Origin of the sequence: Candidatus Nitrospira allomarina (assembly GCF_032050975.1) — a bacterium.
Taxonomy (GTDB): domain Bacteria; phylum Nitrospirota; class Nitrospiria; order Nitrospirales; family UBA8639; genus Nitrospira_E; species Nitrospira_E allomarina.
The window spans coordinates 2,229,603-2,243,750 of the sequence record NZ_CP116967.1 but is presented as its reverse complement, the minus strand read 5'-3'; the positions used below and the strand labels follow the sequence as shown (position 1 = coordinate 2,243,750).

The 14,148-nt window shown below is 49.8% G+C and carries 14 protein-coding genes; 4 read left to right on the top strand and 10 right to left on the bottom strand.

Going from position 1 to position 14,148, the window contains the following annotated elements; all coding sequences use genetic code 11:
- The first annotated feature begins 1,106 nt into the window (after window positions 1-1,106).
- The 3 genes from PP769_RS09920 to PP769_RS09910 all read left to right on the top strand — a co-directional run bounded on the left by PP769_RS09920 (window position 1,107) and on the right by PP769_RS09910 (window position 3,180).
- Window positions 1,107-1,250 carry a hypothetical protein gene (locus PP769_RS09920; protein WP_312646984.1) on the top strand — a complete coding sequence of 48 codons (144 nt, stop codon included), beginning with the start codon at window positions 1,107-1,109 and terminating at the stop codon, window positions 1,248-1,250.
- A gap of 212 nt (window positions 1,251-1,462) precedes the next feature.
- Window positions 1,463-1,963, top strand: coding sequence for a 5-(carboxyamino)imidazole ribonucleotide mutase (purE, locus tag PP769_RS09915; protein ID WP_312646983.1), 501 nt, complete (start codon window positions 1,463-1,465; stop codon window positions 1,961-1,963).
- On the top strand, window positions 1,960-3,180 hold the full coding sequence (locus PP769_RS09910) for a 5-(carboxyamino)imidazole ribonucleotide synthase (RefSeq protein WP_312646981.1): 1,221 nt from the start codon (window positions 1,960-1,962) through the stop codon (window positions 3,178-3,180). Before purE ends, PP769_RS09910 begins: the two co-directional genes overlap by 4 nt.
- A 388-nt stretch (window positions 3,181-3,568) precedes the next feature.
- On the opposite strand, the gene PP769_RS09905 is transcribed toward PP769_RS09910, so the two are convergent.
- Entirely contained in the window at window positions 3,569-4,510 is a 942-nt protein-coding gene (locus tag PP769_RS09905; RefSeq protein ID WP_312646980.1) for a universal stress protein, read from the bottom strand.
- Window positions 4,511-4,881: 371 nt separating this feature from the next.
- On the opposite strand from PP769_RS09905, the gene PP769_RS09900 reads away from it, so the two are divergent.
- Window positions 4,882-5,517: a YchE family NAAT transporter gene (locus tag PP769_RS09900; protein ID WP_312646979.1), complete on the top strand. Its 636-nt coding sequence runs from the start codon at window positions 4,882-4,884 to the stop codon at window positions 5,515-5,517.
- A gap of 1,489 nt (window positions 5,518-7,006) precedes the next feature.
- On the opposite strand, the gene PP769_RS09895 is transcribed toward PP769_RS09900, so the two are convergent.
- From PP769_RS09895 to PP769_RS09855, 9 genes are all read right to left on the bottom strand, one after another.
- Window positions 7,007-7,987 carry a sugar phosphate nucleotidyltransferase gene (locus PP769_RS09895; RefSeq protein ID WP_312646978.1) on the bottom strand — a complete coding sequence of 327 codons (981 nt, stop codon included), beginning with the start codon at window positions 7,985-7,987 and terminating at the stop codon, window positions 7,007-7,009.
- Between the two features lie 261 nt (window positions 7,988-8,248).
- Window positions 8,249-8,605, bottom strand: a complete 357-nt coding sequence (locus tag PP769_RS09890) for a SpoIIAA family protein (RefSeq protein ID WP_312646976.1) — start codon at window positions 8,603-8,605, stop codon at window positions 8,249-8,251.
- Between the two features lie 443 nt (window positions 8,606-9,048).
- Complete coding sequence (locus PP769_RS09885; protein ID WP_312646975.1) at window positions 9,049-9,249, bottom strand: hypothetical protein; 201 nt, start codon at window positions 9,247-9,249, stop codon at window positions 9,049-9,051.
- Window positions 9,246-10,223: a sugar phosphate nucleotidyltransferase gene (locus PP769_RS09880; RefSeq protein ID WP_312646974.1), complete on the bottom strand. Its 978-nt coding sequence runs from the start codon at window positions 10,221-10,223 to the stop codon at window positions 9,246-9,248. Before PP769_RS09880 ends, PP769_RS09885 begins: the two co-directional genes overlap by 4 nt.
- Before the next feature lie 296 nt (window positions 10,224-10,519).
- A complete protein-coding gene (locus tag PP769_RS09875; protein WP_312646973.1) occupies window positions 10,520-10,765 on the bottom strand; it encodes a hypothetical protein in 246 nt (81 codons plus the stop codon).
- 272 nt (window positions 10,766-11,037) lie between these two features.
- Complete coding sequence (locus tag PP769_RS09870) at window positions 11,038-11,208, bottom strand: hypothetical protein (RefSeq protein WP_312646972.1); 171 nt, start codon at window positions 11,206-11,208, stop codon at window positions 11,038-11,040.
- Window positions 11,209-11,258: 50 nt separating this feature from the next.
- Window positions 11,259-12,299: a response regulator gene (locus PP769_RS09865; RefSeq protein WP_312646971.1), complete on the bottom strand. Its 1,041-nt coding sequence runs from the start codon at window positions 12,297-12,299 to the stop codon at window positions 11,259-11,261.
- A gap of 177 nt (window positions 12,300-12,476) precedes the next feature.
- Window positions 12,477-13,184, bottom strand: coding sequence for a response regulator (locus PP769_RS09860; RefSeq protein ID WP_312646970.1), 708 nt, complete (start codon window positions 13,182-13,184; stop codon window positions 12,477-12,479).
- A gap of 116 nt (window positions 13,185-13,300) precedes the next feature.
- Window positions 13,301-13,948 (bottom strand): response regulator, encoded by a 648-nt coding sequence (locus tag PP769_RS09855; protein ID WP_312646968.1) that lies wholly within the window; start codon window positions 13,946-13,948, stop codon window positions 13,301-13,303.
- Between the last annotated feature and the right edge of the window lie 200 nt (window positions 13,949-14,148).

Below are 14,148 nucleotides of genomic sequence, written 5' to 3'. Positions count from 1 at the left end.
ACATAGTTACCCACTCAATGCTCCTCCTACCAAGCCTATAAAAAGACACCTTCCGGTGCAGCTGTGATAAACCCTTGATATCTGCCCATAGGTTCCTCGCGGATGTCCTGTTCCGTCCCACACAATAGGAGCCCATCTCAAAATGTCCTAAGAAATCGGAGGAGGATAATGGCGTTGATCAGGCAATCTGGGCGTTCCATTAAAAAAGGGTCAGGACAGGACTTCCATCTAAAATCCTGCCAGAGGTTCACTGTTCCAAGGTCGTCCAATTACCTGGACGCAGGATCGATTCGCCGACTAAGATACCACTTCTCGAAAGTGGTTCTGAGCAATGACGGATATTTTGTGTTCAGAATGTGTCAAGAGGTCCCCACGATCCCACGTATGTTGCAACATGGAACGATGTCCCCCATCACTGCGCAATAAACGGACGCGTTCGCTCCCCCTTCTTCTCCAGCCAAGAGCAGTGACCAGCGTTCTCCCTTTGCTGTGCTTTGGTCTTTCATGAATTCCCCTTTTCAGTAAACCCAAAACCCTTCTCAAAACCTTTAGTTTTGCGAATGCAAAAAGGGCAAAGAACTTTCAGTTCTTCCAATAGTTTCGCTCACTTAATTGGTGTTTCCTTATGTGCTCTTCAAGTTCGGTACCATGAGGTAATTTTCTTTTAAATTGGACTTCCGCCATCAGGGATCATTTCCCCGTCCCCAAACCGATGACCCATTTGGCTACAAAAAATTTTGCACGGACGTGGCAAATATCTACAGTTCTTTTCGTGGAATATGGAATTTTAAAAAGCATTAAAAGGAAGGCCTAAAACTCAAACTCTGTATATTTCTTATTCCACGGCGCCTTCGTGAATTGTTGTATCTGGTGTCAGTTTTGGCTTTCGGCATGGATGATTGAGGATTTCCCCGTTGAAAGGCGGGACTTAAGAAAGTGAATCCGTCCGCAGTATTCCGGGCATCATGACGTGCAATGGCTTTAAGGGAAAAAGACGTTCAGTTACTTGGTATTGAGGTCTCTATACAGAAAAGGGGCATTCCCCGATTCAAGAAAATTGCCCTGTCCAAATTTACATTCATTTCCAAAAAGTGTGGATAGGATACGTGAGCCAGGACCTGCTGATGACGAAATGGGAGCGATGTGGGTTTGTGGGAACAAAGGATATCAAATTCTCCCGGGACCACCCACCTGAAACCGTTCGGCCGGAAGTGGTGGTGGTCGGCGGTGCAGAAATTATGGAATTATGATGGTGAAGCGGGGTACAGTAGGGCGTACTGGCTAAAACGCTGCCGACAAATAGGGGCAGAGCCGGGGCCGAGGGATAAAGGCCCAGGCTTATCGCAGGAGACTGCACCTTTCATTACCCTGGATTGCCGCCTCACGATCTGTTCACGAAACCGGGTGCTTTCAGGGTGGATGCTTGTAAAGGGGTAATATTTTGGGGGAGGCAACCTAATCCATGAATACCGAATCTGATCATTCCAATCCACTCGTAGCGATTATCATGGGGAGTAGTAGTGATTGGGAGACCATGCGGCACGCAAGTCTGATTCTCACGGAATTGGCCGTTCCCCATGAATGCCGGATTGTGTCAGCCCACCGCACACCGGATTTTCTCTTTGAGTATGTCGGATCGGCCCAAAGCCGCGGCATCCACGTGATCATTGCCGGGGCAGGAGGAGCCGCACACCTGCCGGGAATGGCCGCGGCAAAAACGATACTTCCGGTTCTCGGAGTGCCGGTGCGGTCTCGAGCCCTGCAAGGCTTTGATTCGCTCTTATCCATAGTCCAAATGCCAAAGGGCATCCCGGTTGCGACCCATGCGATCGGCGAGGATGGAGCAGTCAATGCCGCATTACAGGCAGCAGCCATTCTTGCCGTATCTGATCACGGCATCGGCCAACGACTTAAGGCCTATTATGACCAACGACACAACCCTGCACTGGAGAAACTCATATGAAGATCATCCTTCCTGGTGGAACAATCGGGATATTGGGCGGAGGCCAGCTTGGTCGAATGCTGGCCATGGAAGGCCGCCGGATGGGGTATCGGACTGGCGTGTTAGATCCTGTTGAGAATTGTCCGGCCGCCCAGGTTGCGGATTTTTTTGTGCAATCAGAACTGTCGAACACACAACGCGTGATGGACTTTGTCTCTCAGGTTGATGTGGTGACCATTGAGACCGAACTGGTGCCTTGGATGCTTCTTGCCGACATTGAAACGGGTCAAGCGACCCGTCCATCCTCTTCAGTGCTCGCTCTCATCCAGGATCGACTGGTTCAACGGGAATTTCTTCAGGATCACGGCTTTCCACAAACTCCTTTTGCCTCGATCAAAGATCACGCCACCTTGACCGCTGCGGCTCAACACGTGGCATTCCCGGCTATTTTAAAGAAGCGCCGTGCAGGATATGACGGCAAAGGCCAAATCCGGGTTGCCGGCGTGAACCATTTGAATGAGGCCTGGCGAGAATTAAAAGAAGTCCCGTCTGTTTTGGAAGCCGTCGCGCACTTCAAGATGGAACTATCGGTCGTGCTGGCCCGCAGTCCTCAGGGAGATATTCAACTCTATCCCCTGGCGGAGAATGCACATCGGCAGAACATCCTCCATACCACACGCGTTCCAGCCCGGGTGACGGACACGATCCGTTTACGGGCGGAGGAGCTAGCCGTTTCCCTCTCAGAAGCGCTTGACTACTGCGGAGTCATGGCGGTGGAATTCTTTCTTCTCGAGGACGACACCTTGTTGATCAATGAGATCGCTCCCCGGCCTCATAACAGTGGACATTTCACGTTTGGGGCCTGCGTGACGTCCCAATTCGAACAACATCTCCGCGCCATTTGCGGATTACCATTGGGGGATACCTCTCTCATGCATCCCGTCGTGATGGTGAATCTCCTCGGAGATCTATGGCGAAACGGACCGCCCAAGTGGGATCGACTTCTGGCTCATCCGCAGGTCCGGCTTCATCTTTATGGAAAAACACACGCCGCGCCAGGACGCAAAATGGGGCATTTTCTTTTGATAGTGGACAATCCGGATCAATCATACCAACAAGCTGAGTATCTCCTTCAGAGCATGATGGATGCAGATTCTCAAGAGAAAAGCTTTCCTATCAGCAAGCCAGCCAAAGAGCCTTTCCAAAAGCCATCCAGGCCATTGGAGACTCCGGCATGACTGCCGCCGTTTTTCACTCAGGGTTCATAATGCTGGCTTCGCTTGATAACCATCAGAAGGCAGAAAACCATAACGCTGAATTTTCCGTCATGAGGATTCTGCATCACCACACTTCCCACTCGATGAGGCCGATTCGAAGCCCCAATTACCGTAATAACGCGTGGCTTAAACAGGTACTTGAAATTTCGAATGCTCACAACACAAATTTTCATTCACAGATGGAATAATTGCAAACACTTCTGCAACACCGAACGCCACTGTGGATACGGTATCGAGTGAAAAAGGAGCAGCGAGTCCCTTCTACTGTCTTCTTTTGTTGGCACAAGGCGAGGGCCACGAGGACCAGGCACACAACATTCCAGAAATTCTTCTCTCAGATTTCCGGACACTACTCTTTGTATTTATGACGAATGACCGCCACCGAACATCCGGCACCGTAAACAGCCTTGTTCGATACACTGCCAAGAAACGCCCGCTTGACCCCGGTCGAGCCACGGGAACCCAGGACAACAAGATCAGCTTGAACATATCGAACAGCTTTAAGAATTTCATCTCCTGGATTGCCAAATACCAATCGCTCTTGAATGTGAAGTTCAGGAGCACTCAAGACCTTTCGAGTCTGTTCAAGGAGTTTCGCTCCTTCCCGCCCTCGGATGGCAAGGAGTTCTTCGGCCAATTTGGCAAATTCATCCTCCTTCTTACTGTCGGCAATCAACGTTTGTTCGGTTTCGAACACATGTTTTTTGACGACATGGAGAATGGTGATATGTGAGGAAGGGGGTAAAGTCAGGCTTTTAATAAAGTCGACGGCCGCTCGTGAATCGGCAGATCCATCAGTAGCCAGGAGAAGTTTCATGCCTCGAACAGGCTTTTTCAACCGAGCCATAGGCCGAGCGATCAACACCGAGCAGGGCGCTTCCTGTAACACCCATTGACTCACACTCCCGAGTAAAATCCCCTTCGTTTTGGAATAACCACGTGATCCGAGAACCACCAGATCGACGGCTTTCGCGTGAATGGTTTTTAAAATTTCCTCTCCAGGAAAGCCCTTTTTTACAAGAGAACACACATCCACATCCTGATGATTCAGCCTTTTTTCGACCTTACCCAGAAACTCACGCGCCTGTTCAAGCGCCTGCTTTTGCACCTCTTGTACCTGCTGGGAGATTTTCAAAATCCGTTCCTTCGCCAGACCCGTAATCTTTTGAGGGACGGGGTTCACATGGAGAAGAAACAGATCGGATCCACCGGGCAGTGTCAACCTGCTGAGAATCTGAATGGCCCCTTCAGAAATACGAGTTTGCTCTACCGCCAACAACACTTTCATCATTGCGCTCCTTTCAACTCATAACAACAGAAACCACCTTCCCCATTCCAGTTTACCTGATGTCTCTCTTTCCTGTATTTTCTTTTCTCAATTCCATTTCCCCCGGCTGGATGAATGAAAGATAGCCGAATCAACAACAGATAATCCCATGGCAGCAAGGCCAGTGGAACGTTCGGCCCAAATATGACAATGCGGCAGTATGAAATGAGCGGAAATTTTTCTTTGATTTTGATGATGAAAGGTCTCACGTGACTGCACAGGTTTGCGATGTCATACCCCATCATTACTCATGCCTTTTGTGGCCGGTGAGAATTGAGGAAGTGCCACATCCCTGATACGCAGGTGTATGAGAGGAACAAATAAATGGAGACCCGATGTTTGATTTTACTGAATATCTAAAAATTTTTGTGGCGCTGTTAGCCGTGACCAATCCTTTGGGAGCTATTTCCCTCTTCATCACGCTGACCCCCGGTGAAAGCACAAAGACCAGACAAAAAATTGCCAAGATCGCGTCATTCTCTGCGACCCTGATTCTGTTAGTCGCCTTGGTCGGGGGCGAATGGACACTGGCAATCTTCGGGATCAGCGTGAGTTCTTTTAGAGTGGGCGGCGGGATCCTCATCCTCCTTATGGCCATTTCCATGCTTCAGGCAGAATTGAGCCCCACGGTGCAAACCAAGGAAGAGGCTGAAGAGTCCAACAGAAAACACGATATTGCCGTCGTCCCGTTAGCAACCCCATTACTGGCGGGGCCCGGTGGGATCAGCACCGTTGTAGTTGAAGCACATAAAGGCACCAACCTGGGGCATGAAATGCTGCTCGGATTGACCATCATAATTATCGGCCTCTGCCTGTGGATGGCATTGCATATGGCCCCGTTGATCTCCAAGCGGTTAGGGAAAACCGGGATAAATGTTTTTACGCGTATCATGGGCCTGATCCTGTCCGCTATCGCCGTGGAGATAATTGCCAACGGGATAAAAGGGTTATTTCCGGCTTTGGCGGGATGAGACAAAAGAAGTCCGGTGGATCCGCATGCCTCCGCATGAGGTAACGCCGACTCGTATTTCCGCAGCTCTATCCCGCTCGACACACCAACAAAATTACGTGTGGATCGCTCTCAATCCACTGCCTCCTTATAAAGGCCTTTTGCCTTAACGGACTCTTTTGGGAATTACCGGATACTACCCCTGATTCGGTGGGTATTGTCCCATTAAAATATACATGTGGGGGTTAGAACGCTCTTACGGGGAAGTATGAGAGGTCGAATCTGAAACCATGCTGACCGGAGAAAGGAGCGAAGTCATGATGTTGGGGATACAGTCCAGAGAGCGGCATGTAGACCAGTCCCGCTCTACCATACCATTCCCTTGAAGAAACCCTGAAGAACTGATCTCTCCACTCACTGATGGCGTGGGCAAACACCCGAACGTGAATACCCCCAAAATCCCCAATATGATCAAGGCCCATCTTGAACCACGCATCATTTCTCCCATGAAAAGATAACATTCTCATTCTGTTTCACGAGGTAGACTCTCAATCAGTCCAACACAATCCCAAGCGGAGTAACCCATGGAAAAGGAACTGGTGAACAGGACTGGATCCATGTCCACGGGCTGAACGTTGGGCTCTGGTTGTTCTGCACATAGAGCTTTGGCTCATGGATTTTTGCATCCATGGCAGCCCGAGAGAGGAAGAACAGGGTGGGTCTGGCTACCTACCGTCTTTACCGACCCATACCGCATCCTATTCCCATTGAAAAAAATTGACCTTTCCCGATTGGCCGTTAGGACTTAATCTTTTTGGCATTTCAGGCCAGGTGCCTTTCGTGTTTTTTAGGCTGCTTGTTTTCTCGATCCCGCTTTTGCCGTCCTGTGTTGTTTGTTTCCGGTTGTTGAAAGTCACCCGGAGTCTGGAATTGGTCACGTCATTGATTTTGAGACCAACTAACACCTGCAAAGTCCATCGATTGGTACGACTAAGGAGATGAAGATGAAACCACAAAACCTGCTCCTGCATATCATATAGACGTCTTCTCTTTAGAAACAGGAAAGGCATCATGGTTTTGAGACAGCCGCAATCTACCGGCAGGAACAGCGAAACAAATTTCAGGAAACCGGGCCATCATTCCGAATAAAATGGCAAGATGTGAGAATGGGAATTCCTGTCATTTGGCTGATGAACAGATTTCCTGAGCGATGATGATCCATCTTTGCCCAATATTTCTTGCTCAAAAACTTCCCAATTATCGGGATCCTGCCCAGGGTGTCCGTCTCGACAATGAATTAATTCATACGCACCCCGGATGATGCCTCCTTGCACATTCCCAACGAGAGATTGAGAGTTCATGGAATCGGTGCCACCAGGGGTCATACTCTCATGAACTTCTCAAGGGACCGCTCTTATAATGACGTCTTTTTGCTGATTACGCCCTTGATCCCACCGGCTGAGGAGGAATTTTGAGGTGTTTCGGTTAGTTAATACTTAGCTTATTCACCATCACGTCACCCCCAGGTGAGGAATGGCATCGGTGGGAGCCAAGGACCTTTGCAAAATTTCGGAAGGAAATGCAGGTTTTTTCCCAAGAGTGTTGAGTGTATGGGCAATGCGTTCGGGTTGTCCCCAATCACTCCACAGCACTTCCTCGAATTCCATCACTCCCAGATGCTCAGGAATCCTTTGAAGCAATGCACGAGAAAAGTCCAGAACAGGCATATCTCGATAGATGTCGTGAAGCGTTTCATGTTCGTGCACAGTTCCAATCGTCGCGCCTAACCGTTCAAACCGCTCCATCATAACCGGTAGGTGTTGCCAACCAAGTTTCCAGAGCGTGGCCACTTTTGCCACAATCACCAGGGTGTTCCAAAGAGCGCCGCTTGCCATGACCTGTTGCCCTTCAAGAAGGTCTGGTTTTTCAAGAAAGGAACCAACCTGGCGAATACATGATCCATTGCTCCAACCCAGAACTTCGCCCAGGTTAATCCACCCATAGTCCAGCTCAGGATGTGAAGGAGACACGCCAAACAGGACCAAACGATCCTGGAGAAAGTGATTTGCGCGAATCCCCCGCCTGATCGTTTCGAGAAAACGAGCTTCCGGAAAGACAAAATGATCGGATGGGAAAATGACGACTGTAGCGTCAGCATCCCAGGCTCGAACAAAGGTCAGTGGAAGGAACACTCCTGCGGCTGTTCCGCAATTCTGGGGCTGAACAATAACGTGTCCAGAGGTATCTCCCTCCACAGCGTTATTCAAAAACTCCCGATGGTTTCGACCGATCACCGTGACTTTGTGTTCAGGTCTGACCAATCGGTCGGCCCGATCCAGCGTATGTTGAAGCATGGATCGATTTCCGACAAAGGTACAATACTGCTTGGGTTTATGCCCGCCCAACCACTGTTCGATAAACGGGCGGGTCCTTTCCCCTTCACCCCCAGCTAAAATAATCGACCACAACGGATTGGCTCCGGCTCTCAGCATGTTCTTCATCTCCCTCCCTGGGTCATGAATGCCAAAGCACAATGACGGATATCCCCACTTTAAAAAGGTCCTTATAAAACATTCCCCCCAAGGAAGGAACTAGGAATTTCCCTAGTCAATCAGGAAAAAGTCCCTAGGAGATATTAAGAATCGAGAATACCTGATCAAAATTTCAACTCAAACAGCCGTTCACCCACGAACGCCACATTTTTTCACGGCCACGCTTTCTCTACGGAATCCATGGCCATGGTTTTGAGCATCTCACCCCTTTACCCAATGCCAGGCCTCGTCGGTCTGGTCTGGTGTGAAATATTTGAACTGAGTACTGGGCCAGGGAACAGAAACCTTTGGTCCGCCCTCCGACCATCGTCGGTTTCCCACCACCGCAATTCGTTGATATGCTTGGGCGTTCCGCAGATGATCAGTCATCTCCTCCCATAAGGCTTGCCCATTTTCGCCTTCAAGGGTTGCCAAATCGCACAAGAAATTAATCGGCCCAACTTCTTGCATTAACTGTTCCAGGTAGGCATTCAAGAGATCATACTCTTCGACTGATAATTTCCCCTCAACCCGAATTCCCACACTTCCGGCTTCACTTTCATCTAAAATCCGATACATACCTTTATCTTTCACCCCCGAGACACTAATTTGTGACCGGGCCTCACGTCGTACCTTCCACGGAAGCACCCCGGTAAATGGCTCACCTGCCACTGAAGGTAGGGACCCGCTATTTTTTCTTTAGCGAGGGTTATGCCAGGAGAGGGCCTCGAACCAATTCTCTCTGTTCGCAATGGGTTCTGAGGAAAAGGACTAGGCCGGGAAAGGTCTCTTGGCCAAAAAAGCTACAGGGTTTAATGGGGAACTGTTGAAGATTGCAACAACTAAGGGAGAAAAACGGGGAATCAGCCCCATGGGTCATTCCCAAGATTTATTATGAGGAACCAAGACGGAATTGGGTCATTCCAAGATGATTTCCTTTCAGGATTGGGCGGGAGGGTACCCGAGCAGAGTCGGCACAATTGATATCGTGTATCGACAACTGAGTCCCATCGAAGTCATTTCTAACCGTATGCCTCGGAAACCCCTGCGGTTTTCATTGAGGACAGATCTCCGCCGTCCTTCGCGGGATGAGGCAGCAAGTATGGCTGTTCCAGACTTCGCTCGTGGTGGCCTACCCGACAATCTCCTGCCTTGCCGAGTTGCGCCAGGCTGTTCTTCCGGTTCTTGGGGTTGCTTATTGCTAATACGCGTTTACGACTCACCGGGTCACTTCAAGGAAGGAGAGTGCATGAGATGAGGAACAGGGCATGGTGACAAGCTCAGAGGGGAACGCAGGTTCCTTTCCAATTACATTCAGTGTGTGACGAATACGGTCTGAGCCTTCCCAATCACTCCAAAGCACGTCTTCCAGCTCAATCATTCCCAGGCGCTCAGGAACGCGCTGGAGAAATTCGGTAGACACATCTAATATGGGCATTTTCTGATATAACTGACGAAGCATGCGACCCTCATGAGTGCTCCCGATGGCTTTTCCTAATCGCTCAAACCGTTCCATGATGGCAGGAACGAATTGCCATCCAAGCCTCCAGATGGTTGAAACTTTGCCAACGATTACCGATGTGTTCCAGAGTGCTCCTTTGGCCATGGCATTGAGGGCCTGAATGTGGTCCAGTTGCTCAACAAATGAATCGACTTGCCGAATACACGATCCTCCACTCCAGCCCAATACCCCCCCCACATTCATCCAGCCATAGTCCAATTCAAGATGAGTGGGACGTACCCCCAACAACAGGAGTCGATCCTGAAGAATACGACTCCCGCTTATGGCACGCCGAACCAATTCAAGAAAACGATTTTCCGGAAACACAAAATGGTCAGAAGGAAAAATGACCACTGTGGCACTAGGATCCCATGCCCGGACATAGGTGAGAGGGAGAAACATCCCGGAGGCGGTGCCGCAATAGTTCGGTTCAAGAATCACTTGTCCTGCCCGCTGACCTCCTAAGGCCTCACCCGCGAACCCTTGATGGGTTTGGGCCACCACCGTGATTTTTTTATGAGGAGCCCCAAGGCGATCCGCACGGTCTAAGGTGTGTTGCAGCATCGACCGGTTTCCCACGAATGCACAGTACTGTTTGGGTTTGGGATAGCCTAACCATCGTTCAATAAACGGACGCGTTCGTTCCCCCTTCCCACCGGCGAGAATCACGGACCATAAGGCATGGGATTGAGACATAGGGCGGAGCTCCTTCCTTTGCACGAAAAAATTGTATGAAAGCTATGAATATAGCTACTCGGTCCTTTATAAAGTAGTAAGACGAATACTGAGTATTTTTCTAAAAACCAAGATAATTCTCCTAGGTTTCTGATGGAAGTCCGAATCAAAAATACCGAGTCTATCCGTCCCCCGTAGTCATCCCCGCCGTCACCAACAGAAACTCAGCTTCAGAAGATAGAAAACATTTTGAATAGTCAGAATTCCGGCGTGGAAATAAGGACCCGATTAAAACTCTCGAACCAAGCAAACAGGCTTTAGGCAGTTAATTGCGGCCGTTCAGAATCCTCGGACAGAATCTCCCTTGCGGCTTTCAACCAACTGGCTAAACTTGGGCCTTTATGCTCACCTCCCCGCCTGGAGATCTCATGGGCAAGATTGTCAATCTTGATCTCCAGCGAATCGGAAGAACCATCATGCCTCATATCCTGAGTTACATCGACAGAAACCGGCAGACTTTGCATTTCTCCCTGTTTGTTGGACTCGCATGAAATATCTTTCATTGAATCAACCTCCGCCTTGTATTGCCCTGAAATTAGTATACCTCGACATCATCTCAAGACAGATGAGCAGAATAGAGACGCGCCCTTTTCTGCGACGATCAAACCGGATTGAAGACTCATGGGTACAGACATAACAAATCGTTCAAACCCTCGTGTGGTCTGTCGCGGCCACACAACGCACTCTGCTCTGGCACAATCAGCGTCATGAAGCGTCACAGGCCTTTTACCTTCTTTCAATAAGACCCGGAGAATGGCATTCATCTCCATCGAATTCAGACTTTCACAGGATTATGGATGACCTCACCACATTCCCGACAAACCAGGTGCCCCGTTTTCGCGCCTTTCTCATTGACCGGTTCGTCTACCAGGCGTTGATGGGCGCAGACTTCTCTCCTCCCGTTACCAAGGGTTCCATTTATACGACCGGCCCTATGTTCATTCATGGCTCCCCCCTATAAAAATCCATCAGCCCTAACCGGATTCCTGTTTTCAATCAAGCCACATGGAAACGAGAGGAGACCTCTGCCTTATCCTCATCGTTTTGAAAAATCTTGCGACAGGCCTGTTGGACGGAAGCGAGATGAAACGGTTTCAGGAAAAATCCTTGAGCACCTTCCTGCAACATCCGCCGGAGCAAGGATGTCTCTGACGCTCCCGACATCATGAGCACCGGCATCTGATGTCCCAACCACCGTAGTTCATCCAACATGGTACGCCCATCCATGATGGGCATGTGCATATCCAGTAAAATTCCATCCACGCAACGGCCGCCCAACAGATCAAGGCCCTCCCGCCCATTTCTCGCAACAAGCACCTCATAGCCCCACTCCTGAAGGGCTTGAACCAACAACCCGGCTATGGATGGATCATCATCGACCACCAACAAACAGGGACGGACCTCCTGATGGACAACGGTCCCGGCACGCGAGCTGCCATGCGATGTGGTTTGAAGCGCCTGAAGAATTTCCAGACAGGAAGGGCAATAGGTTTGCGCCGGCTCGATATCCGAAAATGTGAGTTGATGGCTTGATAAATAGGCATCCAAGGTTTGCCAGTCATCTGTTCCGATCAGCCTCTCAGAGGGATCATAAACCCGTTCACACCAGCCACAGGAAAACACGAATTGGGAGGCAGGCGAAGATAACGGGAGGCTATACCGTAAGACATCTCCCCGGGAAATGACTCCGACAAGCTGCCGCTCACGAACCACCGGCATTCTCAAAACCTGGCTTTGAACCATCAACTTCATCACGACATCGAGCGGATCCTGCTCAAACACAAATACCGGCGTAGACATGGTGTCTTCGACCATGAGTTCATCCAGGGAATTCACGCGGGAACAGGCTTGTAACAGACGAAGTTCGGTCACGACGCCCAGGATTTCTCTGGTGGAATCGACTACCGGCCATCCGCTGTATTGACCGGAGAGAAATTGCAAAGCCAAACCCTTCTCAAAACGACCGGGTCGAAGAGGAACGGCTGCGGTATTCATCAGATTTTCCGCCGACGGAGAAGATGAAAAAAGGTGGTTCATCCGTGAGCCTCTCTTTCACATGGGTTTCAACCATGAAACCATCAAAGTAAAGGGGGAATTTGTGGCTAAAGTGAGGGTGTAAAATACCGATCGACGTTAAAAAAAAGAACTAGGGAAACCCCTAGTCCTTTCGGGAAATAATCCTAGGATGAAGTGCGGAGAGATGATCGGAATTGCCTACTTCTCAACCAGGCCTTGAGCAACCGCAAACTGGGTTAACTCTGGAATCGTATGCATCCCTAAAGTTTCCATGACCTTGGCTTTATGAAATTCTACCGTTTTGGTGGAAATATTGAGAAGGGTAGCGATGGCTTTGGTGGAACGGCCTTCGGCGATCAACTGCAAGACTTCCCGCTGACGAGGAATAAGTAGCTTAAACAACGATTTTTCCCCTCCCAGGAAATCATTAAGCGAGACCTCCCCCCGCAGGGCGAGAGGCGTGACATACCGGCGGCCCGCCAACACCGTCTTTACCGCCAACTGCAGTTCTGAACCGGCAGACCGTTTCATGAGATATCCGGAGGCTCCGGCCTCAAATGCCGCAGTAATATAAGCGGGATCCGCATGCATCGTCAGAAAAATGATTTTACTACGGGGAACAAGTTTTTGGAGATGGCGTGCCGATTCCAGCCCATTTAAACTCGGCATTGAAATATCCATGATCACCACATCCGGGTTCAAATGTGAAGCGACTTCAATCAGTAATCGTCCATCTTCCACTTTCCCCACGACCACGCCAAAATCCTCTACAAGCTTTGCCACCCCCTCTAAGACCATGGGATGATCATCTGCCAACATAATACGGGGAAGGTCCCTTGAGGATTTCCCGGCACATGAGCTTGGATAAGAAGGATGTGAGACCGGCACCGGCACTTGACCCTTCAAAAAATTGTTCCCCGTCTGAATGGGGTAAGTAATATAAACAAGGACGGGCAAACCACCACTAGGGAAATCCCTAGTTTTCGAGAGAAATTTTCCTAGTTTAGAGATTCCCCAAATTTCTATTCCGGAGACACGAGACCATGGGTAATGGCATATCTCGTTAATTCCGCCGTGCTTTGACAGTTTAATTCCCGAAAAATCTTGGCTCGATGAAATTCAATGGTTTTGGGAGATACGTGTAAAATTGTCGCCATCTCTTTGGTGCTGTAGCCTTCGGCAATAAGTTGCAGCACTTCCCGCTGCCGAGGCGTGAGAGAGCTTGCCTCATCTTGAGGAGCCGGCATTTCCTGAGTGAACGTACTCAGAAAATCCTTGGCAATGGCCGGGGTCACGTAGTACTGGCCTTTCATTACGGCATTGATAGCTTGCATCAACTCTGAAGCCGCAGAACGTTTTAAGAGAAAGCCGGAGGCCCCGATTTGAAAGGCTTCCTTTGCATATAGAGGATCCGCATGCATGGTCAGAAAAATCAGCTTGATCGATGGAAGTAATTTCTTCAGTTGACGGGCGGCATCCAATCCATTCAATTTTGGCATGGAAATGTCTAAAACGATGACATCCGGTTCCAACTTCTGAGCGGCCTGGATAAGGGCTCGTCCATCCTCCACTTTCCCGACAAGGTCGCAATCCTCAGTGACCAGTTTGGCCAGGCCTTCCAGGACCAATGCATGGTCATCGGCTAATAGGATACGGGGTCGTGTCACCATAACCTATGCCCTATGTCGTTCCACTTTTTGCTCATTCGCATAGGCATTCGTTGGTCCCAGTCCTTATCCGTCCCCCCTACTACCATTCTCGACATCGGTTGCCGGCGGGGATGGTGGAAGAGTATGTCATCCTGAGCCAGCGGCGAAGGATCTGTGCCCAGGTTGACGAGGTCTCGGCTCAGCCAGATCCTTCGCTTCAC

Excerpts from the sequence above, each read along its gene's own strand:
- PP769_RS09900 (WP_312646979.1), top strand. The coding sequence starts at position 4,882 with ATGTTTGATTTTACTGAATATCTAAAAATTTTTGTGGCGCTGTTAGCC.
- PP769_RS09875 (WP_312646973.1), bottom strand. The coding sequence starts at position 10,765 with ATGAAAGATATTTCATGCGAGTCCAACAAACAGGGAGAAATGCAAAGT.
- PP769_RS09910 (WP_312646981.1), top strand. The coding sequence starts at position 1,960 with ATGAAGATCATCCTTCCTGGTGGAACAATCGGGATATTGGGCGGAGGC.
- PP769_RS09855 (WP_312646968.1), bottom strand. The coding sequence starts at position 13,948 with ATGGTGACACGACCCCGTATCCTATTAGCCGATGACCATGCATTGGTC.
- PP769_RS09865 (WP_312646971.1), bottom strand. The coding sequence starts at position 12,299 with ATGAACCACCTTTTTTCATCTTCTCCGTCGGCGGAAAATCTGATGAAT.
- PP769_RS09880 (WP_312646974.1), bottom strand. The coding sequence starts at position 10,223 with ATGTCTCAATCCCATGCCTTATGGTCCGTGATTCTCGCCGGTGGGAAG.
- PP769_RS09905 (WP_312646980.1), bottom strand. The coding sequence starts at position 4,510 with ATGATGAAAGTGTTGTTGGCGGTAGAGCAAACTCGTATTTCTGAAGGG.
- PP769_RS09870 (WP_312646972.1), bottom strand. The coding sequence starts at position 11,208 with ATGAATGAACATAGGGCCGGTCGTATAAATGGAACCCTTGGTAACGGG.
- PP769_RS09890 (WP_312646976.1), bottom strand. The coding sequence starts at position 8,605 with ATGTATCGGATTTTAGATGAAAGTGAAGCCGGAAGTGTGGGAATTCGG.
- PP769_RS09895 (WP_312646978.1), bottom strand. The coding sequence starts at position 7,987 with ATGCTGAGAGCCGGAGCCAATCCGTTGTGGTCGATTATTTTAGCTGGG.
- purE (WP_312646983.1), top strand. The coding sequence starts at position 1,463 with ATGAATACCGAATCTGATCATTCCAATCCACTCGTAGCGATTATCATG.